The following is a 22,835-nucleotide window of genomic DNA, read 5'->3' on the forward strand; positions in this document are numbered from 1 at the left end:
TCTTATAAATCAACAACTTACATGAACTTCCAGCTCACTTTTCTATACAGACAGTTCATGTTTACTGTGCCCTAGGCACAGCTGTCCAAGGTCCGTACAAGCTGTGGTGGCTGTCCCCTGGTATGCCGACATAATGGGGCGCAGTGCTGTTACATTTTTGGCCACAGCTTATTCATGCTCGACGACATCAAAAAAACACTCTGGGCCACGGCCGACAAGCTGCGCGCCAACATGGACGCCGCCGAATACAAGCACCTGGTGCTGGGCCTCATCTTCCTGAAGTACGTTTCTGACACCCTCAAGAAAATTGCCCACGAGCTCACAGAGAACCTGAAAAAGAACATTGCCGTGGATTGGGCGCAGCGCGAAAGTGTCCGCGCCACACTGCGGCTGATGGTCAAGCGCATCTTGCGCAAGTACAAGTACCCGCCCGACCAGACGGACGCGGCCATTGAACTTGTGCTGCAGCAGTCCGAGACGATTGGTGAGAGCTGGGTCTGATGAATACTTTTGGCAATTAGCATGACAAAAGTGCCAGAAATGGTGTCAAGCCTTGTTGGCCGCTCAGTTCAACTGCACGAAGTCATCCACGACCATGTGGAAACGCTGATTCCTTTTGGTGAATTGCGCTTTGAAATTGCGTTTGATTCTGGAGTCCTAGCGCTTGAGCATGGAACCGCGGCTCTTCATCTCATTGAAGCTGGATGGACGAGTTCGGCTTTTGCATTGATGCGGCCCCAGTTCGAAAGCTTGGTTCGAGGAATCTGGTTGGCCTGTGCTGCCAGCGACTTGTGGATAGAAAAGCTTTCACAGCCGCTGACCATTGGTGCCCAAAAGCAAGCCAACGAAGGCCCCATGGTTGCAGAGATGCTGAAACAGTTGGAGGCCGCTACCAATGCGCCCGCTGGTATTGTTGGTCAGCTCAAGGAGTACCGTGACGTTTCCTGGAAGGCGCTGAACAGCTTCAACCACGGTGGCATACACGCCCTGAGCAAAACCGTCACCGGTTACTCGCCAAAGCTCGTCCACGACGCGCTGAGGAACTCAAATGCCGTCATGGCACTGACAGCCCAGTTGTTGTCCATCATGACTGGAGATGGGACAAACATGGACACAGTGCGGCGAATCCATGTGGACTATGCGGATTGCTTGCCCATCGTGCACGGCCCGTCTCTACACTAAATTCACGACCGTGCTTCGACCGTGACCCGACTTTGGGGGACGGTTACCAGAATTTCGGTCTGGGTTACCAAGATTCTGTTGGGCCGACAGCGCATTGGCGCTTCGTTGGGATGACATCACTAGCACTAGATACGATGTATAGAAAGGTTAAATCGGCACACAGATTTCGATTAATAAAAATCATAGCTTAGGCCCCGACTTCGGGGCTTTTTTTTCGCCCGGAAGTTCACCGTACAGAACGAACCAGTCTTTCCACTTCGACAGTCGCTCAAGCACAACAGAGTGCACATCGAGAAGGCATGAATAGGCAGCACCCCAGGCAGCGAGAGGCGAGGGGAAATGCCCGAGGTGGACGGGCTTGGGCATGTCTGGCGAGCCAAAGGCGGTGTATCGGTTGGAGAAGGCCTCACCCTCACGGAAGGCCTTGACGATGTACTTAGCGATGTAGGCTGCTATCTGGGCAGGGCTACGCTTGCTGGAGGCCTTGCGACGGGCTATGTCGATGTTGCCGCCGAGGTCTTTGACAACTGAGCGCCAGATGGCGCGGATGACCTCGAAGCTTTTGACCTTGGAGAACACGCCCATAGCGTTAGGGCGCATGAAGGAGGTAGGGACGCCAGCGGTAGCGATGTGCCAGTGCAGGGCGCCGCGCTGTTGAGTCTCATAGACGGCGACAGCACGGAAATCAGGCATGACACGACGGACCCGGCGCACGAACTCTTTCAGGTGCCTTTTTGAAGCGGCAAGATCGGTGAAATTAGCCCGATAGGTGAGCGTGAGCAGGGTATCCGCACCCATGGCCTTGCAGAGCTTGCGAACCTTGGATTTAGCCCGGTTTGCTGCAATCGTGAGGGACTTTTCGCGCAGCTCGTCTGCGTTGTCCTCACGATGCTTGATAACGGTTTCGAGGTACATCTCCAGCGCCATGGGGGACCAATCCAGCTCGACCCACTTTGTGGGAGCAGCCCCTACGACCTCGATATGGCCATTACCCAGATCATGAGCCTTGACATTGATGCCGTCGCCCATCTTGCCCTCAAAAGCAACAAGCGGGACGCCGCGGCGGTGCATATCGAGCAGCTCAGCAGGGGTGAATTTTGCAGTTGGGCGGGTTTCGTCGAAAATGCGAATCATGTTGACCAGTCGTAGTGGTTGACATCACGAACCCCGGACAGTTGGCGCTGTTGCGGGGTTCACCTTTTTTCAGGCTCCGTGGCCTGATGTTCCAAAGTGTTTATGGGATAAATCTAGGCCGCGCTCCGCGCGGCCCCGCTGGCGCGCTTCGCTTGCGCCTGCAGTGCCGCTGCGGTGCTGCCGCCTACCTCTTCGAACAGATCCATTTGAATGAGCAGGAGAGGGGCCTTAACGCGGGTACGGGTAGCACAACGGTTGACCATGGGGCCTGTCGCCCCATACCCCAACCCCCGAGCCTGCGGCGCGTGGCTATTCGCCACTTCGGGGCCCCCGGTTTGTCTCTCAGTCACAGAGCAGCCCCCCACGCACGAAACGCAGCGCGCTTAGCTGCAGCCCGTGCCGTTGCAGCCTGGTCGCTGTAACAGCGGCCCTGGCCAGCGGTAACAGTGGACGGCGCGCAGCTGGCTGTAACTGCGGCCGGCCGCTGTAACAGTGAGCCGGCGCACTTGGCTGCTACATCAACAAGGAAACGGGCGAACGCTGGGGGCGTGCGCTCGCGATCTGCAGGCGAGAGGTGGAGCGTGCGGCCTTCAGCTCGGTGTAACTGGACGGGCAGCTCGCCCAACTCTTCACGGGTGCAGCCGACGATATAGAGATACGTGGGCTTGGGTGCAGCGTGGCCCCACCAGCCCTGATCGACAAGCAATGTCCACCCACCCCATGCATCCACCTTGCCAGGGTGTGGAAGCTCTGCAGCGTGCCAAAGGGTGCTGCCCCATGGGTGTTCCAGTACGCCGCCACACCGGCGCACCTGTTCAACGGCGAACAGGGCGAGGGCTTTTTCATCGGGGCGAGGTTTGGCCCAGTGACGAAGACGGCCCCAAGCACGGCAAGGAGGATGGCACACAACGGGATTGGAGCCTGTGTAGCCGCGTGCATCGCGCTGGGCGTCCCACACATCATCAACCAGGTCGAAGTAACAGGAATCGGAGCGGGCGAAGAGAACCGACACACCAGGTCTGTGTAACTGCATAAAGTCACTGAATTAACGACGAACGAACTTGGGCGTTGCGAGCAGCAAGGCCCTGCAGGTATTGGCTTTGCGGAGTCTCAGGGCGCGCGGCAGGCATTGGAGCTGGGACAGTGCGCACCGGGTCCACCTGGGCGACTTGCTGGGCTTGCTGGGCTTGCTGGGGCACTTCCCGGGCCTGCCGATAGTCACCCCTATCCCTTGGGCTGAATTCGCCGCGCTGGGACGTTTTCCAATCCATGAAGAAGCCCTGTTGCACGATCTGCACGCAGACAGCGCCGGACACCTGCAGTAGCGTCGCCTGCTGGGTGTAGCACTTGCAGGTTTTGCCCATCTGGACGCAGGCAGCAGGGTATGGAGCCTCTGTCGGCTTGGTGACGTCGTCATAAGCTGGCGCGGTGTGCGGGAAGTCTTTCAGGCGAGCGGTGCGGGCATCCACGTACTCTGCAGCGGTCATGACCTGGCTGACCTGGCGGGCGTTTTGACCTGGCGCACCTGGCGCGTTTGTGCCTGGCACAGGCTCAGCGGTTTTGGCCTGCTTTGTGGCGTTGCTGTACACGCCGGTGATTGCAAAGTACATCGCGGAGGGAACAGCGATAGCGCACGCAGCCAGGACGTACACGGCGCGCGGGATTTTCTTTTTCCCGGTGTGAAGGCTGGCAGAGCGGTACCAGCTGTAGACCTCTTTGGGATAGGCCACCATCGAGACTTCGCCGCGTGCACCTGCGCCGGGTTCCTCGCATTTCATGTCTGGAGCGGAGAAGCGCAGGACGCTGACCACATCAGCACCGAAGGCGCGTTTTAGGTGGCGGTGCCATGACGGCTTATCGATCAGGCGACGCACGAACACATCGATCAACGATGGGTGCGGGCAGATCATCCAGAAGTCGAAACCACGTTTGCGCCGGAACTGGGCAATCGCTTGGATGTACTCGGGGACCTCCGAGCCTGAGCGACGCAATGGAAATTCGTTCTGGCACTCGTCCATGATGCAGATGGACCCATCTGGCAGGCTTTGCCAATCCTTGGGGTCGAACTTCTGCCAGCCGAATTCGGCTGCTTTGGCCTCGTCCATTTCGAAGCCGTGATAGTAGACCGGGCGGTTCTCTTTGAGCTGCTGAGCGCGTACGTCTTTGAGGGTCAGCAGCGTTTTGCCTGCACCGTTGGCGCCTGTCGTGAGGTAGATCATTTGAGAACCCACTTCTTGAAGCTGTCGCCGCTGATGCCGTTGATGATGGCGCGGGCAGCGATGGCGCTGGTGATGATGCTGATGCAGACGCCGACCTTCATGAAGGCGATCAGCGAGAGCATGTCGGCAGGCAGGCCGCCGAGGGCGGAGACTGCACCGGACTTCAACCAGTCCAAGGACGTAGACACGCCGGTGTAGGTCACAACACCGATGCCCAGAGCGATCAGGATGCGACCGGCAAGGGTACCTACGAGGTTGATGAGCATGCCGCCGATGGCAGCAACAAACATTGGCATGGATTACCCCCTTGTGACGATGCGGGCAGCCATGAGCATCGAAACAGCGACCAGAATGTTGCCGAGCATGGCGAGGTATTGACAGAGGCTGGACAACGGCAGAGTCACTGCCTGATTCCAAACGGTGATGTTCAGGTCACCGAAGCACGAGCCACCGCCGAGGGCGTCTGATGTGTCAATGCGGCCCGAAAGGCTGATGGTTTCGTTACCGGGCAAATCAGTAGTGCGATTGCCCTCCTTGCCCTTGTTGGCAGCGTAGAGCTGAGACTCAGTGCTTTCCTTGTCCATGAGCTGACAGGAACGGCGATACTGATCGCGAGCTATGGCGCACTGGATGGCGTCGCCGTCGCAGGTCACTGCCTCACATTGACCACCGAACGTAGAGGGGTCCTTATCCTCGGGGTCCTTGTCCTCAGGCGGCATCAATGGAACGCACTCAGAGCCAACCTTGACATAACCGTTAGGACACTTGCCGTCATTGTCCGGTGGCTGCTTTGGCGGGTCCTTCGGATAGCAGCCACCGTTTGATTTATAGGTGCCATCAGGGCACTTTCCATCAGGACCGGGAGGCGTTGGATTGTTGCCGGGTCCACCCGGCTGCCCACCGGGTTTGTCACCGGGCTTGGGGTCATTTGGACCGGGCGGCTTAGTGCCCTTGTCAGGATCACCATCAGGCTTGTCGGGGTCAACTGGAGTCGGTTTTCCAGGCTCAGAAGGGCCACAGGTGCCGCCTGTGTAGACGCCGTAACCACCCATATACGTAGTGCGACCGCCAGAGGTTGCAATGACGCTGGGCGTAACGCTCATAGTGCAGTAACTACCGTCCTGGCTGTTGTAGAGACAGGTAGCACTGGTAGAAGGGGATGTGACTTCATACCACTGGTCAGACACTGTTCCTTTAGATGGGCATTTGCTGGGCACGCACTTGCCATTGACGCGGGTTTGGCCAGTAGGGCAAGGAGGCTCGGGGACACACACACCATTGACGCGGGTTTCGTTGGGCTTGCATGAATCAGGAACACAAGCGCCGCCTTCCTCATGCTGTCCAACAGGGCAAGAAGGGACCTTGCACTCACCGCCAACCTCGACCAAGGGGGATAGACACTGACAGGTTCCACCGGATAGCGCGGCCCCAAGCGGGCAGGCCGAACCAGCAGCCGTAGGGCTCTGGACATAGGTGTTGTACGTACCCTGATCGTTGCAATAAGAGCCAACTTTGTAGAGGTCAAATTGCTGCGCAGTGACGTTTCGAGCCTGCCATGTCGCAGCCTTATCCAAAGAGCCGCCGCCGCATGCAAATTTAGGGTCATAGGCTTGCCACCATGCGACCAAGCCACTGACAGTATCGACACGACCCAAGCTGTCGCGATACTGGACAACGGGCGTGATGACTGCGGATGCCTGCAACGAGACGAACGCAAGAACAAAGGCAAGTATCAGGCGGTGAAGATGAACCATGCTGCACCGAGGATTGCGAGGATGACGAAAAGGCCCATTTGTTTGCACCTTGGAGAAGCCCACCACGTGAGCTTTTGCAAGGCCCCTGCCGGCCGGTCAGGGAGCGCTTGGGGCGTGGCTTAGGACAGAGCCTTACGCACCCACTTGAAAGCCTTGATGCCCACGTACAGCAGCAGCACAGCGGCGCCGATAGCGGCCACGGGAGCAGCCTGAGCGGCGATGTCAGTGGTAACGGCGGCAACGTCGATTGCAGCGGCATTGGCAGAGCCCACAACGGTCAGGACACCAGCGGCAACGAGGCCGCGCTTGATTGCTTGAGTCATTTCAGTTTTCCTCAGATTGAGTGGATGAATTGCCGTCGATGTTCAAGGCGCGTATGGCCATGCGGAAGGCATAGCCAACGGCCCAGCTCGCGAGGACGGCGCCCGCGATGGCTGCTCCTTCCTCTGCTGTGAGCTGCAGAGGCGGGAGGCTCAATTCGTGCACCACCGTGACCGTGCAGGCGGTGGCGCATTCGATGACTGTTGGGTCAGCCACGTGGCATGGCCCGGAGAATTGCCTGCTGGCGAATGCGTGCCTGCGCGACCCGTTGAAGGGTGCTGGCACGTGCACGGAGGCGGTCAGAGATGGCGACTACTGCGCCATGCACGAGCGTGAACAGCAGGCCGCCGACGAAGCCGCCAAGGATGGCGATCATCGCGACGCGCTGGGCGAATAGCGACAGATCGAGTTCCATCACGCACCCTTAGGAGTGACAGGAGCTGGAGCGGCAGGGCGGGCAGGAGGGACAGGCACAAGGCTTGTGAGAACGCTCACCACATCGCCCTTATCTGGCCCGTAGTCGGGCACGCGGAGAGCGAAGCCAGCCCGATAGGTGCCCACCTTAGCAACGTCCACCAGATCGCGAGGGACACGCAAGCGGCCCACGGTTTCGAGTTCGCCGTCATCATTGATGAGCGCCGTGCGGGCGATGTGCGAGACGTAGGGCTTGCCCGTTTCGGGGTTCAGCTTCTTGCTGAGTTCTTCGGAGACTTTGAGGATTTGGATGGTGCTGGTCAGTTGCATGGCGTGCCTCTATTGGCTGTGTTGATGAATGCCACTGACTCCCAAGCGCGCCGCGTTCGGTCGCAAAGCCTTGCTATTCCAAGCAAAGTTACCGAGGTGTACAGTGGAGTACCCCGTTTGGGTTATTTAATCCAAACGGGATAAATCGACTTTAACTCAGTTGGGATAAAGGATGCAACACACCGACACACACCTGGACGAGCTAAATGAACTACTCACAAGAGCCGCGAAAGCACTTGGAGGCAATGACACGAAGCTGGCGAAGACGCTAGGCGTGAGCCCGCAACGCATATCCAACTGGAGGCACGGACACAAGACATGCCAGCCAGAAGACCAAGCACTTTTGGCAAGCATTGCGGGCATGGACGCTATAGAAGTCCTAGCACGCGCAACAGTAAAACAGCACGAAGGGACGGCCAAGGGCGATTTGCTGATGCGTGCCTTGGGAAAGAGTTTGCTAGTGACTGGAGGGGTACTAGGTTCCGCTGGAGCAAGCGCAGCGGCGATCTTTTCATCGATTCCGACAACTAGCCACATGGCCGAGTGGATGCTGTTCGGACTAAATACGATGTATATTATGTTAACTATCAAATACACACTCTGTGCGGTGTCGAACAGACACTCCACGACCCCCAACCGCACCATGCGTCGGCCTTGGGGGCACCTGCTGTGGCGGCGTTCTCCCAAGTCTTCCTTCCGAAAAGTCCGTCTGGACTGGTTCCAACGCCTCCCACCAAAACGCGAGCGCCGCTGCGTTGAAAGAACCCATGACCACTTACCTTGCGTGTTTAGGCACCCGCCCTGAGATCATCAAGATGGCACCGTTGCATCGCGAGCTAAAGCTGCGTGGCCACCGCGTGGTGGTGCTCCACACCGGGCAGCACGCCGAGGTTGGGCGACCTCACGGCGCTGTTGCTGGAGGGAGTGGACAGGCTGGTGGACGAAACCCAGCCTGATGTGGTGCTGGTGCAGGGCGACACGACGTCTGCGCTGGTCGGAGCGCTGAGTGGCTACTACAACGACAAGCCGGTCGCCCACATCGAGGCGGGTTTGCGCACAGGCACACGCGAGCCGTTTCCGGAGGAAAAAAACCGGGAGCTGATTGCACGGCTCGCCCACTGGCACTTCGCACCGACGGCGCGGACCCGGGACAACCTTTTGCGCGAAGGCATAGCAGACGCCTGTATCTCCGTCGTCGGCAATACGGTGATTGACGCGGCGCGCTGGACGCAGGAGCGCCTGCAGACCAATGCATCGTCCGCGCCTTCTGTCTTGTCGTCCGGTTTGTCTTCAGTGGTACCAGCCATGGTCGCAGAGTTTCTAGATCAGCAAATAAACCAACGGCTTCTGTTGGTGACCGCCCACCGCCGAGAGAACTGGGGCGACCCCATACGCAATATCGCCACTGCCATCGGGCAGTTGCTGGCGGCCCATGGCGATCTGATTGTGGTCTGGCCGCTTCACCCCAACCCAGCCGTCAGTCAGGCGGTGAGGCCGGTGATCGACGCATTGCCGGACGACCTGCGCCAACGGGTGTGTCTGACCGAACCCATGGACTACCCTGCCCTCATCAGCCTGCTGCAACGCTGTTACTTCACGCTGACGGACTCGGGCGGCATTCAGGAAGAAGCCTCTGCGCTGAGGCGGCCAGTGCTGATTGCGCGCGACAGCACCGAGCGGCAGGAGCTGGTGGAAGCTGGTGGTGCGGTACTGGTTGGCACAGACATCCGCCGCATGGTGACTGAGGCGGCACGCCTGCTGCGCGACGATGGGGCGTACCGCAGCATGCAGCTGGAAAGCAGCCCGTTTGGCGATGGCCACACCGCGCAGCACATTGCAGACCGGCTCTGCACGGTGGACTGACAGCGCTTGCGGCCCCACCGCCATCCAGAATGGTGCGGGGACGACGGCCGGTCAGGCGGTAACTGTATCCCGCGCCGCGGGTGCGGTCAGCAGTTGGCTGACCTCTTTGGCAAACCGGCTGGCCATCCGCTGCGCCCTGAGTGCAGTACGGCACTCCACCAGCACCCGCACAACAGGCTCGGTGCCCGAGGCACGCAGCAGCACCCGCCCATCGTCGCCCAGCAACTTTTCGGCCCGCAGCTGGAAGTGGGGCATCCAGGTGTTGTCGGCCATCCCCGCACCACGGGTCACGGGCACATTGACCAGGCACTGAGCGTTCATGCGCAGATCGCTGCACAGCTGCGACAAGCTGCGCTGCGAGCGCTTCATGGCAGCCACCACCCGCAAGGCTGACATCACGCCGTCGCCGGTGCTGTGCCAGTCTAGCCCGATCAGGTGGCCCGAGCCCTCGCCGCCCAAGCGCCAACCCCGCTGCTTGAGCAGCTCCAGCACATGCCTGTCACCCACGGCAGACCTTGCAAAGTCCAGCCCACGGCGCAGCAGCGCTTGCTCCAGCCCCTGGTTGCTCATCACCGTGCCCACCACCCCACCCTGCAAGCCATCGTTGGTCTGGGCATCCACGGCCAGCACGTACAGCAGCTCGTCACCCGCATAGATGCGGCCCTCGCTGTCCACCATCACCAACCGGTCTCCATCGCCGTCCAGCGCCACGCCGACATCTGCCTGGTGAGCCAGCACGGCCTCGCTCAGGTGCTTGGGCGACGTGGCGCCCACGTTGTCGTTGATGTTCTGCCCATCAGGCGTGGCGCCCACCGCAACCACCTCCGCGCCCAACTGTCGGAACACCTCGGGGGCGATGCGGTGGCAGGCGCCATGGGCGGCGTCGATGACGATCTTCATACCCTGCAGGTGCAAACCTGCCGGCAATGCCTGCCTGCAAAACTGGATGTACAGATCGGAGGCCTCCGGCAGCAGGGACACGCGGCCCAACCGTGACGATGGCAAACAGACCATGGGCTGGACCATGGTGCGTTCGATCTCGGCCTCCATGCCGTCGGGCAGCTTGTCACCTGTGGCCGAAAATAACTTCACCCCGTTGTCCTCACAAGGGTTGTGCGATGCACTCACCACCACACCCGCCTGGTAGCCGCGCAAGCGCGTCAGGTAGGCCACGCCGGGTGTGGGCAACTCGCCGCACATCACCGTGTCCACACCGGCCGCAGAAAACCCCGCCTGCAAGGCCGCCTCAAACATGGGGGCCGACCCGCGCGTGTCGGTGCCCACTGCCACCACAGGTCGCGGGTTCAGTCCCGTGTGCTGACGGCTAAGCAGCTGGCCGCAGGCGTGTGCCAGCCGCATGATGGTCTGGGGGGTCATGGGCTCCATACCCACTGGGGCGCGCACGCCGTCGGTTCCGAACATCTTTTGCGTTGTCATGGGTAGTCCTGTTGAATGAGATTCGCCAGATAACCCGCACCCCAGGCCAAGGCGAACACCGACGGTGGGGCCTTGGACCGAAACGGTCTGTGCGCTATCGAACCCGCCACGTTATGTACGGTATCGAACAGGCAGCGCTGTGCCTACACGCTGACCATGGCTTTTCATGCCACGGATCACCCATTGACACCAGACTCTCTAGCTCCCAAGTGCCTTCATCTGTCACAGACCCACTCTGGCCTGAAGCGCTGGATAGGCAACGCTCTGGCGTGCTTCGTTCTTGCAGCACCACTTTGTACGTCGGCGGCTGTGCTCGATCTGGAGGGGTATGCCGATACCTCGGGCGCCATCTCGGTGCAGCACCAGGGCGACACGGTAGATCCCTACTTTGCCTTGCAGGCACTGTTGCTGGCTCACAGCCATGGGCTGGATATTTCCACGCCTGCCAAGGCCTGGGGCGCCTGGCTGGTACAGCGGCAAAAGCCCGACGCGACCTTTGACCGTTTTTGCCGCAACGGCCCTGTGTGGGCCCCATGTAAAACCGCCGATGCCGACGACTCTGTACTCGGCCTGTGGCTGGCGTTCATGGACAGCATGCCTGCCTCACAACGCAGCCAGGCCAGTTGGGTGCGCAGCCGCATGGCTACCAGTGCGGCGCTGGCCAAGTTGGTAGACCCCAACCGGGGAATTTACCTGGTCTCACCGGTGTACCAACATGGGTTGCTCATGGACAACCTGGAGCTGTGGGCCTACCCGCTCACCCACAAGGCGGCACAAAACGCGCGCCACCCCAACTTCACCAAAACTCTGGCGGTCGTGTTCTGGGACGATCAGCGCAAGCGCTACCTGGTTTCCACCCAGCCCGGACAGCGTGAGACCGCACATGCCTTCTACCCCGACGCCGTGGCGCAGATCTTTCCGCTGTTGGTGCGTTTTCCGCTGATCCCTGGTGGGGCGCCCGCGCATTACCGCCGCTGGATGGCTGAGCACCGCAACGAATGGCTGGCCCAGGTGAAGGACGACTTTGCCTGGGGTCTGGTGGCTGTGGTGGCACTGCAGCAAGGCGACATCCCCTCTGCCCGCTGTTGGCTTCGTACCGCCCTGCCCCATCGGCACGGCGCCCACTGGACGGTGACGGACGAAGTCGCCGCGCAAATCCTGCAGTCCAAGGCCATCACTGCCGCCGTGGACACAACTAACTGCACCAGTCCTCGTCACACCCCCGCACGGTCACCATGAACACCCATTACATCCACCGCCCTGCCCCGTCCCTTGTTCTGGCACTGGGGTTGCTGGCCAATGCCTTACCCGCAGCCCGTGCGCAAGACGTTGCAGACCTGCCGGCCCCGGTCCGGGGCATTGAGGCCTACACCAGCCGCCACACCCTCACCAACGGGTATGGCAACTGGCATGAAGCTGGCGTGCGCGGCCAATGGGGTGTGAACAACCAGCTGCTCGGCATGGAAATCGCCACCATGCGGCGGTTTGGAGAGTCGGGCCGGTTCATCGGGCTGTCCGACACCATGACCTGGAACGAAGACTGGTTCTCCATGCTATCGGTGGGCGCAGGCGATGGTGCTGCTTACCTGCCGCGCTACCGTGTGGACGGGTTCATCAACCGCAAGTTGCTGCCCACACGCCAATGGGTGGCCACCCTGGGGGCAGGTTACTACCGAGCGCCAGACGGCCACATCGACCGCAACATCAGCCTCGGGTCCACTTACTATTTCGATCTGCCGTGGGTGGTACAGGCAGAAATACGCTTCAACAACAGCTCCCCCGGTGGCGTGCGTACCCATCAGCAGTTTGTGGCGGCCACCTGGGGGCGCGCGCACCACACGCAGATCATTGCCCGCCACGGCTGGGGAGCCGAGGGCTACCAGGCCATTGGCAATGGGGTATCTCTGGTCAACTTTGACAGTCGCCAGTCACAGCTCACACTGCGGCAGTGGCTGGGCCCACAGTGGGGCATTACTGCGGGCTTAGAGCGCTACCGCAACCCCTACTATTCTCGCAACGGCGCCAAGCTGTCGCTGTTTTGGGAACTGCCCTAGGTTGTCCGAGCCTGCAGCGTCTAAGCGACAGCGCCTGACATGACCCGTTCATAGGTCTCCAGATCCTGGTCAAAGCACCCACAGCTTTGCGCCAGCAATGCCTCCCGGTCCAGCACAAGGATATGCCCGCGCGTGTACTGGATTACACCGCTCTCTTGCAGCTTGCCGGCCGCCAGCGTCACACCAGCCCGGCGTACCCCCAGCAGGTGCGCCAGCGTCTCGTGCGTCATCTGAATGTCGGGGGTGCGCAGCCGCGTTTCGCTCATCAGCAGAAACCGCGCCAGACGCTGCTCCAGCGAATGAAAGTGCCCGCAGGCCACCATCGTGCCCATTTGCGATAGCTCGACATACAGATAGCGGGTGGTCAGCAGGCTAAGCGTCCGGTTGGCCAAACAATGGCTGCGCCAGGCATCCAGCTGGATTCGCCATGCCTGGCCTGCCCCCGAAACCACCGCATCAAAGGCCGAGGCCGTCACCCCCAGCCCTGCGCTGGCACCCAACATGCCCTCAAAGCCGATCTGTCCGGCCTCAAAGTGCCGCGCGCCCTCCAGGTTGGAGAGCAAAGAGATCATGCTGTTGGTGGGAAAGTACACATGGCTGAGTCGTTCACCCGCTCGCCCCAATACTTGCTGGCTTTCCAGTTCGACCCACTCGGCAACGGACAGCAGGCGCGACCGCTCTGTAGGCCGCAAAAGGGCCAGCAGTCGGTTCGCGAGGGATTGGTCGATGTGTGGCTTCTTGACAGCAGGACGGGATCGTTTTGAATTCTCGGAGGAGACGCCGTCTCTGTCTGTCTGCTGGCGTACATGGAGCTTACGCAAGCCAGCCCTCATGCCGCCGTGCTCCCGCCCAACACGGCTTTGGTGCGCAGATAGAAACCCAATTCATTGATGGTGACCAGGCTGCGGTTGGCCGCAAAGGTTTTTTCCATGGCCGCCAGTTGTGTACGCGCGTGGCTGCCCTGCCCTCGAAGCGCGGCAACGTACCCGAGGATGGCCCACGGGAAAGGGTCATAGCGCCCGGTTTCCCAGCCTGGTGAGCGCGTGTTGAGACAGTTCCACCCTGCTGCAAACAGCCCGGTCAGCTCGCGCAATCCAAAGGCCTGCGGGTACACCTGACAAGTGGTGCCAGGATAAAACTCTGCGCTGGGTGCCAGCGCGGCGTCGCTGGCCAAAAATGACTGCTCTGGGACCTTGTAGAGCTGGCGCGCAATGCCTTCTGCGGTATTGGTCGCCAGCAGGTCATAGTAGTTGGCTTCAGACAGTTCGCTGCGCGACCGCAGCACCGCCGCAAAGTCGCGCAGACCTCGGTAACCTTCGCAGTTGTCCATGAGGTAGCCGCTGGCGTTGGTCTGGCTGCGCGGCGCCTGAAACACTGCAGTCAGCCCCGAAGGCTTGGCAGTCAATGCCAGGTTGCGGTAAGCGATATTTTTGAGGGCCGCTTTGCGCGCCTCCCACCAGGCCCAATTGCCACTGGCCGCCACATAGCGCGACGCCAGGGACAGAAAGGTGGATGCATAGGCGTCGTCCGAGTCAGCCAGCACCTTCTTGACCACCGAGGTATTGGCCCGGCCATAGGGGAACTCAATATCCGAAATGGTGCTGGTGGCAGGATCGGTGCTGGCCAGGTACAGATTCAGATACGGGAGGACGTATGTTTCCAGATCCGGCGCACTGAGCATGGGCACCAAGGGCAACAATCCCAGGTTGGCGAAGTACCAGTTCAGGCGTCCATTGGGCGCCAGCTCGTAGCCACCGGCATAGGGACCCGACAGGATGCGCAACGCCTTGATCTCCGCTACAGCATCGATGGGCGCGCGAGCTTCTGACGCCCAGCTGGCCGAACACAAAAGCAACCCAGCCCCCAAGGCTGGCACCTTTTCTAGCAATGAACGACGCCGCATGTGCACGATCTCCGAACGCAAGCCCGGACACCGCTTTCAACATCTGGAGAGCAACAGCGCAAAAAGAAGCGCACTGCCAGGAAGGCCGACACCCCCGGGTGAAGGGTGGCGTACTTATTTTGCAGAAGATGCCTTCGATTTCTTCACTGCGTACGCAGGCGTACAGACAGGTGAACCTGGCAGCGCCGCAGACGGTACGGCTGAACAGACCCGACAGGGGAATGAGCGCCCTAATGTGTAGCGGACAAGGGGGCCGTGCTGGCCGCCCATGCATACAGAGCCACAAACACCATCATGTCGAAAAGCGCCCCGAAACACAGGTACAGCACGAGCATGAATACCACCGACAAGTGCTGCAGAACCAGCAGGTGCACCATGGCTTGCTGCGGCACCATGACCCCAAAGAACAACAGGATAAGCAAGGTATGCACGACCTTGGCCTGCCAGCTGATTTGCAGCGGGTAGTAGCCGAGCGCCATCAGCACCGGTATGGCCAGAATGAGCAAATAGCCAGCATCCAGCAGGTCCATGACATGGTTCAGCACCAAGTGCGGGAACGGCATCGGCGCAAACCAGAAGTACAGCAGCGCCAGCGCCTGCACCACGCACAGCACCCGCACCAGATACTGCGCGGGAAGCCATCGCCCTCGCAGGCGCAGTGCCAGCCCCCAGGCCACCACAGTCAGCACGGCAGCCAGGGCAGCACCAGTGGTGATGGACAGCCCCAGGTCACCCGCGCCTGGCAACCAGCTCATCCCCAACAGGTCCTGGCGTGATGACACTGCCGCTGGCTGCAGCGGCATATGCAGCCACCGCGCCCAGGTGAGCAGGTAGCTGCGCCAAAAACCGTACAGAGGCTCCCGCAAAGCGTAGATCAAAGACAACCACACCACCGGCAGCCCCACCATTTGCAAAAGCAGCCATGGGTTGAGCCGGATGCGGCTGAGAGCGCGGTGGGGCAACTGGTGCCTGTGGGTTTGTTGGGCCTGCGCCAACAGGCCGCGCGCAGCATTGAAAGCCAGCTCGCGGTCTTGGCGGCTGTGGGGAGTAACGGTGGGATGTGGCAAGGGGAAGCCCTCTGTGGCGGTTCAGCGGATGGAACAATGCGAGGGCGCAGGCCACCGACCAGCCATGCAATGCGGGTGCGCCGCGTTCACGCCGACCACACAATGCCCAGTTGGCGGGCCCACACGGTGCCATGCGCCCGGGCGCCCGCCTCCGCCATGATGGTTTCTGCGCTGACGGTGGTGAGGGCCTGCGGCGAGCCCACCTGTACCCCAGCGCCGAGCAGGATGCCCGATTCGGACACCACGGGTCCGGCCACCTGGGCATGGTCCAGGAGCTGGATCTGCTTTTCACTACATAGCGAGCCCTGCACCCGCGCGTGGCCGCCCATGACGATGCCTCCACGGGCTTTCACGTCGCCTTCAATCACGGTGCCAGCCCCAATGAGCAAACGCCCCGTGACCACCAGCGAGCCGTGATACCGGTGCATGCGTGGCAGCTTACAGTCGCCGCGCACGAGCGTCACATGCTCGCTCTGGCGAAGAGCACCCTCCAACCGATCAAAGCTGGCCTCGATCAAAGGTGCATGCTCGCGTTCAGGTTGCAGGGCCGCATCACCACCAAAGCGGATGTGTGGCGCCTGGATCCGCTCAAAACAGCAATCGGCCTCCAGCTCCACGGCGGTCGATGAAGACAGGCGCCGCAGCCCCGAACAGCCCCGGGCCAGATGCATGGACGCGTCGGCATGTGCCCACTGCCCCACATCGCTACCCGCACCCAGCCGCATACGACCCTGCGCCAACAGGCCCACAAAGCGGCTGCGGGCCGGTGCTTCGAAGTCACCATGCACGAACAGCGGTGCAGCACATTGGATCGCTGTCTGCGGCTTGACCGAGCCCAGGCACACCAGGGGTCGCAGCATGCCGGCCCAGTTCACGCCCTCCAGTGACACCGGCGCAAAATCAAACTCGTTGGCATAAGGACCCGGCACTTGCGCCTGGTGGGCCTGCACCAGCGCGCGGAACCGGTCAGCGAAATGGTCGATGTCGGTGGTGTAGTGCGGCAACACCTGCAATGCCTCGGTATCGGTGGGGTGCCGCCACTCGCGCCAGGTGGGACCAAAGGCAATCAACATCAATCCCGAGCTGATCAATACGAAGGCCAGGTAGAACAAGGCGGTGTTCATTGTTCGACGCTCGGTTGCCGGTAGCGCACGGTCTTGTCCCACACCATGTCGCGGCGCAGCAGCTTGTCCATCAACTGCCCCCACACCGATGACGATATGGCAAACAGGCTGATCACGAAGCCCAGCAAGCTGAGCGGCAGCAGCCGTAACCGCCTGCGTTTGCCGTCCAGCAGCACCGCTACGGCGATCTCAAAGAACGCGGCAAAGTTGCCCAGCGTGCCATAGGCCATGAGCGCAAACAAGGAGATCAGCCCCGTCAGCATGTCCCCGGCATTGAAAAAATACAGGCCCAGCGCCAGCAGCCAACCCACCAGCAGCAACGGCGGCAGCACAAATACCCACAAAAGCAGCAGCCCGTCCAGGCGTTCTCGCCAGCTCAGGTAAGGACTGAATGCAAAGCGCAAGCCATAGCGCACCATCACCTGGTTGTGCCCCTTGGCCCAGCGCTTGATCTGTTTGATGCGCACCTGCCAGTCCTGAGGCACCTCTTCATAGCACTCGGACCTATTGGTGTAGACAGTCTTCCAGCCGTTGAGCAACAGCCGATAGGTAATGTCCGTGTCTTCGGCCAGCGTATCGTCGTGCCAGCCGCCCACCGCAGCCACAGCCGAGCAGCGCACGCCACCCACGGTGCCTCCGTACTGGGGCACCAGGCGAAGGTTCATACGGGCCTGCTGGTCCACCTGGTAGCCGCCGCTTCGCTCCAGATCCAGCATGCGTGTGAGCAGGTTCACCCCCGTATTGACCGGCACCACACGGCCCATCACTGCCCCCACCTCTGGGTCGAAAAATGGCGCCACTAGCTGCTTGAGCAGCCCACGGCCGGGCACATAGTCGGCATCGAAGATGATCACAATGTCGCCCTGCGCGTGCTGCAGGGCATCCTTGAGCGCTGCCGCCTTGCCTGGCTTGCCCTTGGTACGGTGAAACGGCACGATTCGCCCAGGGTAACGGCCTACCCAGTCATCGATGATGGCGCGCGTGCCATCGGTAGACCGGTCGTTGACCGGCACCACCTTCAGCCGGTCGAGCGGGTAATTGGTGTCCAGCAGGGCCTGCAAGCATCCGGCGATCACCTGTTCTTCGTTGTGGGCAGCGATGAACACCGTGATCAGCGGCCAGTCCGCCTGATCGATGTCCAGGTACGGATGGCGCTGGTGCCCTAGCAGCCGGTTCAGTGTGAGCACTCCATGCCGGGTGGCATACACCATCATCACCACGATGATCATGGCCAGCAGCGCCGCCATGGTGGACAGCACCGCATATGCCAGAGGGCCAGGCACCCACCGCTGACTGAGCGCTTCGATGGATTCAAGAGGCTGCGCCATCGGGGCCGCCCACGTACTGGCGCTGCCCAACGTGGTGGCAAATGCCGTCACACACCGCAGCCACCGCGCCGGGTGAATATGGGGTGCAGCGCTGCGCTCGGCATGACCAAGCTGTCGGCTCTCTCGATTCACGTGCATAGAACGCCTTTTGTTCCGACCACTGCTGGACCCTGCGCACAAGACGTGGAGTGGCGGCGTCTTGCGACCCCGTTACGTCACACCCTGCAGGGATGTGAGACGGAATGTAAGCAGCAGGCGGGGCACGGTCTGTTCGATGGCGAACACAGGCAAAGTCCAAACGCAAAAGGGCCGTGGATGGGGCTCAATGCACCCGTGCCGTCAGTCGCCGTCCACCCACTGCACGCTATCGAGTCAGCGATGGCGATGGGTTGGGCGAGACAGTCGCCTCGCGGTTTGCAAATTGGAACGCTGCATGGGTACTCAGAAACACCCTGCCCTCCAAACGCAGCCCCAGCGGCGTGGTCTGCAGGCGGTCCAGCACGGGCCCTTTGACCTCCGCCAGCAGCAATGCCATGCCGCGCTGGGCCAAGCTGCGCTCTAGGTCGGTGAGCACACCCAAGGCTGTGGTGTCGATCTGGTTGATGGCCGAGCACACCAACAGCACATAGTGCGTGTCAGGCTGTGCCGCCACCAGAGACTCCACCTTATCGAGTAACGCGTCCGAATTGGCGAAATACAGGCTTTCGTCGACCCGCACGGCAATCAGGCCGGGTTCGATAGTGACTGCATGGCGGGCGACGTTGCGGAAATGCTCCGTGCCTGGCACGCGCCCCACGACCGCAATGTGCGGATGGCTGCTGCGCCACACCAAAGTGCCCAGCGACAACGCCACCCCCATCAGGATGCCGACTTCCACGCCCAAAGCGATCACTCCCCCTGCGGTGGCCAGCAGGGCCATGGCATCCGCCTTGTCGTAATGCCAGGCCTCGCGCAGTGTCTCTAAGTCAATCAGGGACACCACCGCCACGATGATGGTGGCCGCCAGCACGGCATGGGGCAGATAGTGAAACAGCCCGGTCAGCGCGGCAATCACCACACCCATCAGCACGGCAGAAATGACACCTGCCAGGGGCGTGTTGGCTCCGGCGGCAAAATTGACGACCGAGCGCGCAAAGCCGCCCGTGACGGGGAAACCACCCGACAGCGCGCTGGCAACGTTGGCCGCCCCCAGGCCCAGCAGTTCCCGGTTGGGCTGAATGCGTTGCTGACGCTTGAGCGCAAGCGATTGCGCCACCGACACGCTTTCCACAAAGCCCACCAGCGAGATCAGCAGCGCAGGCAACCACAGCGAGCCCACAGACGCCATCGAAACCGCCGGCAGCCCCAGCTGCGGCAGGCCTTGGGGCACTGTGCCTACGATGCTGACGCCCGCTGTCTGATCCCAGCGCATGGCGGCAACGAGTGCGGTGGACACCATCACCGCCAGCATCGGCGCCAGTTTGGATGCGACGTCTGCCAGCCGCGGACTCGCACCCAGACGGACCAGCCATGGGGAGAGGGATTTGCGCGCCAGCAGCAAAAACAGCACGCTGCTTGCACCAATGCTCAGCGTGACCAGATTGGTTGAGGGAGCTGCGTGTGCTAACTGCACCACGGTGTCAAAGACATCGGTACCGCTCGCCTTTACGCCCAGCAGGTGCTTGACCTGCCCCACAGCGATGAGCACTGCCGAGCCAGAGATAAATCCGCTGATGACCGGATGGCTCAGGAAGTGGGCCAGAAAACCCAGCCGCAACACCCCAAACAGCAGCAACATGCCCCCGGAGAGCAGCGACAGCAACATGGCCAGCGCCACGTAGTCGGGCGAGCCAGCGGCAGCCAGGGGCTGCAGGGCGCTCGCCGTCATGAGCGAAGCCACTGCCACCGGGCCCACAGCCAGCGTCATGCTGGACCCCAGCATGGCATACGCAACGATCGGCAGGATGCTGGCGTACAAGCCCACCTCGGGAGGCAAGCCAGCCAGCAGCGCGTAGGCCAGGCTCTGCGGGATGAGCATCACCGTCACGATCACACCGGCAACCATGTCGCCGGAGAGCCAGGACTTCTGGTAGCTGCGGACCCAGCCGGGAATGAAGTTCATGAGGGTTCCCGGTGATCAGGACGCCTCGGCATCCAGGGTCTGCGTCAGTCCAAACAACTGGGCAGACCTGGCACCCGAACGGCAAAACGCCAACGTGGGCTTGGGGGCCGCGATCAGGACCTTGTGCATGGCCTGCACCTGTTCCGGCGTGATCGAGCCACTGACCACGGGCAGGTACACATAGTGCAGCCCAGCCACTGTGGCAGCGCGCTCCATTTCAGGGCTGGTGGGCTGTGCGCCACCGCCCTCCCCGTCCGGCCGGTTGTTGATGATGGTCTTGAAGCCCTGCTGGGCCAAAAAGGCAAAGTCCGTGGTGGCCAGCTGGGGCGACACTGCGAAGTCGGGGGTCAGGGCAATGATCTGCAGCGGCATGTCAGCGGGCTCCCGTCTGGGCGGGTGGGGCGCGGTGAGACATGCGTTCGGCCAGCTCAAACAGCCACATGCCCGCCAGCATCGCCATCACAAACACGATGGCTTTGGGCTGGCCCGCGCCCGCCGAAACGATGGCGGGCCCCGGGCAAAAGCCTGCAATGCCCCAGCCCGCACCAAAGATGAGGCTCCCGACCACCAGGCGGCGATCGATGTCGCGCGACGTGGGCAGATGCATCGCGCCTCCCAGGAAACTGGTGGTGCGTTTCTTGGCCGCAGCGAACGCAAAGACGCCCACCGCAATCGCACCGCCCATCACGAATGCCAGCGATGGGTCCCACAAGCCAGCCAAGTCCAGGAAGCCCAGCACTTTGCCGGGATCGGTCATGCCCGAGACGATCAGGCCCAGTCCGAAGATCAGACCCACCAGGAACTCTGTAATGCGATTTTTCATAGCGATCAATGCTCCGATGTAGGCTGGGTCAGCCCAGCGCGTGCCGAATCAGAAAGACGGTGACAAACCCGGCCCCCATGAAGGCCAGGGTGGCCACCAGGGACCGGGGCGACATGCGCGAGAGTCCGCACACCCCGTGGCCGCTGGTGCAGCCCGATCCGTAGCGGGTACCGACACCCACCAGCAGGCCAGCGACCACCACCATGCCCCAGCTCGCATCAATGCGCGGCTGTGTGGGGCCGACTACCAGCCAATAGAGACTGGGGGCTACCAGCATGCCCAGCACAAAAGCCAAGCGCCAACCAATGTCCCCAGCGCGGGGGCGCAACAGCCCGCCCACAATGCCGCTGATGCCCAGAACGCGTCCGTTGAGGAGCACAAAAAGCGCCGAGGCAAGGCCCAGCAAAACGCCGCCAGCGAGCGCAGCCCAGGGAGTGAAATGGGTCCAGTCGATCAGCATGGCTTGCTCTCCTGGGCGGGGCCACAAAATTGTTCAAACAGCACGTTCATCACCGCCAAGGCCTGGGGGCTGGCGATCTCGTAATAGATGTTTTTGCCGTCACGGCGCGTGTTGACGAGGCCCTCCTCGCGCAATACGCCCAGCTGCTGCGACAAGGTGGGCTGGGAGATGCCCACCAACTCTTCCAGTTCACCCACACGCTTTTCACCCTGCGTCAGCTGACATAGCAGCAGCAGGCGGTCGGGGTTGGACAACACCTTCATCAAGCGACAAGCGCTGTCGGCGGACCTCCGCAAGGTTTCCAGGTCCATTTGTGCTTCTGCGTGCATGGTCGCGCGCTCCTTTTCAAATTCGATGTTGATATTCTATTGACTAACAATCTATACGTCAATAAACTATCAACATAGAAATTGAATACGGAGCCCTTCGATGAAACCCCAGATAGAAGCCTTCTTTGATGACTCCACCTGGACGGTGAGCTATGTGGTGTTTGATCGGTCTGGCGGCCACTGCGCGGTGGTGGATTCGGTGCTGGACTACGACCCGAAGTCGGGCCGCACCCGCACACGGTCTGCCGACAAGATCGTGGAGTTTGTGCAAAGTCAGGGGCTGACGGTGCAATGGATTCTGGAAACCCATGCCCACGCGGACCATCTGTCGGCCGCGCACTACCTTCGCGACAAGTTGGGTGGAAAAATCGCCATTGGTGCGTCCATCACCCAGGTGCAGGACGTATTCAAGAAGGTATTTCATCTGGAGCCCGGGTTCCACCCCGATGGCAGCCAGTTTGACCAACTGCTGCACGACAACGAGGTGTTCCACATCGGCCAGCTGGAGGCCCAGGCGCTGGCAGTGCCCGGCCATACACCCGCCTGCATGGCCTACCAGGTGGGCGACGCTGTGTTTGTGGGAGACACCCTCTTCATGCCCGACGTGGGCACAGCGCGCTGCGACTTTCCCGGCGGCAATGCCCACACGCTGTACCAGTCGGTGCGCAAATTGCTCAGCCTGCCGGATGAAACCCGCCTGTTCATGTGCCACGACTACCCCCCGGCAGGGCGCGCCGTGGCCTGGCAAACCACCGTTGCCGACCAGCGGGCCAAGAACATCCATGTGCACGACGGGGTAAGCGAGGAAGCCTTTGTGGCGCTGCGCACCCAGCGCGACGCAACGCTGGAAATGCCCGTGCTGATCCTGCCCTCGGTGCAGGTCAACATCCGCGCAGGGGAAATGCCACCGCCGGAAGCCAATGGCGTGACCTATCTCAAGATTCCCGTCAACGCGCTGTGACACGCTGCCGCATCTGTACCACCCTACCCAC

General features: G+C 61.3%; 23 protein-coding genes and 1 pseudogene. 6 read left to right on the forward strand and 18 right to left on the reverse strand.

The window, feature by feature from the left end:
• Positions 1-198: 198 nt before the first annotated feature.
• A pseudogene (locus ACTJKQ_RS04070) lies at positions 199-501 on the forward strand (type I restriction enzyme endonuclease domain-containing protein); the annotation flags it as partial.
• A gap of 21 nt (positions 502-522) precedes the next feature.
• Positions 523-1,182 carry a DUF6988 family protein gene (locus ACTJKQ_RS04075; RefSeq protein ID WP_440596090.1) on the forward strand — a complete coding sequence of 220 codons (660 nt, stop codon included), beginning with the start codon at positions 523-525 and terminating at the stop codon, positions 1,180-1,182.
• A 180-nt stretch (positions 1,183-1,362) separates the two neighbouring features.
• Here the strand turns inward: ACTJKQ_RS04075 and ACTJKQ_RS04080 are convergent, their stop codons facing one another.
• The 7 genes from ACTJKQ_RS04080 to ACTJKQ_RS04110 all read right to left on the reverse strand — a co-directional run bounded on the left by ACTJKQ_RS04080 (position 1,363) and on the right by ACTJKQ_RS04110 (position 7,354).
• The gene (locus tag ACTJKQ_RS04080) at positions 1,363-2,316 is read right to left on the reverse strand and encodes a rolling circle replication-associated protein (protein WP_440596091.1); all 954 of its coding nucleotides are present in this window, start codon (positions 2,314-2,316) and stop codon (positions 1,363-1,365) included.
• 1,037 nt (positions 2,317-3,353) lie between these two features.
• A complete protein-coding gene (locus ACTJKQ_RS04085) occupies positions 3,354-4,535 on the reverse strand; it encodes a zonular occludens toxin domain-containing protein (RefSeq protein WP_440596092.1) in 1,182 nt (393 codons plus the stop codon).
• Positions 4,532-4,831, reverse strand: a complete 300-nt coding sequence (locus ACTJKQ_RS04090) for a DUF2523 domain-containing protein (protein ID WP_056060153.1) — start codon at positions 4,829-4,831, stop codon at positions 4,532-4,534. The genes ACTJKQ_RS04085 and ACTJKQ_RS04090 overlap by 4 nt, the downstream gene beginning before the upstream one ends.
• A 3-nt stretch (positions 4,832-4,834) precedes the next feature.
• A complete protein-coding gene (locus ACTJKQ_RS04095; protein ID WP_440596093.1) occupies positions 4,835-6,289 on the reverse strand; it encodes a virulence factor TspB C-terminal domain-related protein in 1,455 nt (484 codons plus the stop codon).
• Between the two features lie 119 nt (positions 6,290-6,408).
• On the reverse strand, positions 6,409-6,612 hold the full coding sequence (locus ACTJKQ_RS04100) for a major capsid protein (RefSeq protein WP_440596094.1): 204 nt from the start codon (positions 6,610-6,612) through the stop codon (positions 6,409-6,411).
• Positions 6,613-6,818: 206 nt separating this feature from the next.
• Positions 6,819-7,025, reverse strand: coding sequence for a hypothetical protein (locus ACTJKQ_RS04105; RefSeq protein ID WP_440596095.1), 207 nt, complete (start codon positions 7,023-7,025; stop codon positions 6,819-6,821).
• Positions 7,025-7,354, reverse strand: coding sequence for a hypothetical protein (locus ACTJKQ_RS04110; RefSeq protein WP_440596096.1), 330 nt, complete (start codon positions 7,352-7,354; stop codon positions 7,025-7,027). Before ACTJKQ_RS04110 ends, ACTJKQ_RS04105 begins: the two co-directional genes overlap by 1 nt.
• Positions 7,355-8,290: 936 nt before the next feature.
• Here ACTJKQ_RS04110 and wecB point away from each other — a divergent pair.
• Complete coding sequence (wecB, locus tag ACTJKQ_RS04115; RefSeq protein ID WP_440596097.1) at positions 8,291-9,217, forward strand: non-hydrolyzing UDP-N-acetylglucosamine 2-epimerase; 927 nt, start codon at positions 8,291-8,293, stop codon at positions 9,215-9,217.
• A gap of 51 nt (positions 9,218-9,268) precedes the next feature.
• Here the strand turns inward: wecB and glmM are convergent, their stop codons facing one another.
• Positions 9,269-10,654, reverse strand: coding sequence for a phosphoglucosamine mutase (glmM, locus tag ACTJKQ_RS04120; protein WP_440596098.1), 1,386 nt, complete (start codon positions 10,652-10,654; stop codon positions 9,269-9,271).
• A 309-nt stretch (positions 10,655-10,963) separates the two neighbouring features.
• Between glmM and ACTJKQ_RS04125 the strand changes: the two genes are divergently transcribed.
• Positions 10,964-11,893 (forward strand): hypothetical protein, encoded by a 930-nt coding sequence (locus ACTJKQ_RS04125; protein WP_146870913.1) that lies wholly within the window; start codon positions 10,964-10,966, stop codon positions 11,891-11,893.
• Complete coding sequence (locus ACTJKQ_RS04130) at positions 11,890-12,708, forward strand: YaiO family outer membrane beta-barrel protein (protein WP_108498621.1); 819 nt, start codon at positions 11,890-11,892, stop codon at positions 12,706-12,708. The genes ACTJKQ_RS04125 and ACTJKQ_RS04130 overlap by 4 nt, the downstream gene beginning before the upstream one ends.
• Positions 12,709-12,728: 20 nt before the next feature.
• Here the strand turns inward: ACTJKQ_RS04130 and ACTJKQ_RS04135 are convergent, their stop codons facing one another.
• From ACTJKQ_RS04135 to ACTJKQ_RS04180, 10 genes are all read right to left on the reverse strand, one after another.
• Positions 12,729-13,529 (reverse strand): Crp/Fnr family transcriptional regulator, encoded by an 801-nt coding sequence (locus ACTJKQ_RS04135; RefSeq protein WP_440596099.1) that lies wholly within the window; start codon positions 13,527-13,529, stop codon positions 12,729-12,731.
• Between the two features lie 8 nt (positions 13,530-13,537).
• Positions 13,538-14,611 (reverse strand): hypothetical protein, encoded by a 1,074-nt coding sequence (locus ACTJKQ_RS04140; RefSeq protein WP_440596100.1) that lies wholly within the window; start codon positions 14,609-14,611, stop codon positions 13,538-13,540.
• A gap of 230 nt (positions 14,612-14,841) precedes the next feature.
• Positions 14,842-15,678 carry a hypothetical protein gene (locus ACTJKQ_RS04145; protein WP_440596101.1) on the reverse strand — a complete coding sequence of 279 codons (837 nt, stop codon included), beginning with the start codon at positions 15,676-15,678 and terminating at the stop codon, positions 14,842-14,844.
• Between the two features lie 86 nt (positions 15,679-15,764).
• The gene (locus tag ACTJKQ_RS04150; RefSeq protein WP_440596102.1) at positions 15,765-16,802 is read right to left on the reverse strand and encodes a polymer-forming cytoskeletal protein; all 1,038 of its coding nucleotides are present in this window, start codon (positions 16,800-16,802) and stop codon (positions 15,765-15,767) included.
• Positions 16,799-18,130, reverse strand: coding sequence for a glycosyltransferase family 2 protein (locus ACTJKQ_RS04155; RefSeq protein WP_440596103.1), 1,332 nt, complete (start codon positions 18,128-18,130; stop codon positions 16,799-16,801). The genes ACTJKQ_RS04150 and ACTJKQ_RS04155 overlap by 4 nt, the downstream gene beginning before the upstream one ends.
• A gap of 364 nt (positions 18,131-18,494) precedes the next feature.
• A complete protein-coding gene (locus tag ACTJKQ_RS04160) occupies positions 18,495-20,231 on the reverse strand; it encodes a SulP family inorganic anion transporter (protein WP_436077323.1) in 1,737 nt (578 codons plus the stop codon).
• 15 nt (positions 20,232-20,246) lie between these two features.
• Positions 20,247-20,603: a TIGR01244 family sulfur transferase gene (locus ACTJKQ_RS04165; RefSeq protein ID WP_440596104.1), complete on the reverse strand. Its 357-nt coding sequence runs from the start codon at positions 20,601-20,603 to the stop codon at positions 20,247-20,249.
• Between the two features lies 1 nt (position 20,604).
• Complete coding sequence (locus ACTJKQ_RS04170) at positions 20,605-21,054, reverse strand: DUF6691 family protein (RefSeq protein ID WP_436077325.1); 450 nt, start codon at positions 21,052-21,054, stop codon at positions 20,605-20,607.
• Positions 21,055-21,082: 28 nt separating this feature from the next.
• Positions 21,083-21,514: a YeeE/YedE family protein gene (locus ACTJKQ_RS04175; RefSeq protein WP_436077326.1), complete on the reverse strand. Its 432-nt coding sequence runs from the start codon at positions 21,512-21,514 to the stop codon at positions 21,083-21,085.
• Positions 21,508-21,843: an ArsR/SmtB family transcription factor gene (locus ACTJKQ_RS04180; RefSeq protein ID WP_056062726.1), complete on the reverse strand. Its 336-nt coding sequence runs from the start codon at positions 21,841-21,843 to the stop codon at positions 21,508-21,510. The genes ACTJKQ_RS04175 and ACTJKQ_RS04180 overlap by 7 nt, the downstream gene beginning before the upstream one ends.
• A gap of 100 nt (positions 21,844-21,943) precedes the next feature.
• On the opposite strand from ACTJKQ_RS04180, the gene ACTJKQ_RS04185 reads away from it, so the two are divergent.
• Positions 21,944-22,804 (forward strand): MBL fold metallo-hydrolase, encoded by an 861-nt coding sequence (locus ACTJKQ_RS04185; protein WP_436075198.1) that lies wholly within the window; start codon positions 21,944-21,946, stop codon positions 22,802-22,804.
• Positions 22,805-22,835 lie beyond the last annotated feature (31 nt).

The sequence above is a fragment of the Acidovorax sp. 22279 genome, from assembly GCF_052045435.1.
Classification (GTDB): domain Bacteria; phylum Pseudomonadota; class Gammaproteobacteria; order Burkholderiales; family Burkholderiaceae_C; genus Acidovorax; species Acidovorax delafieldii.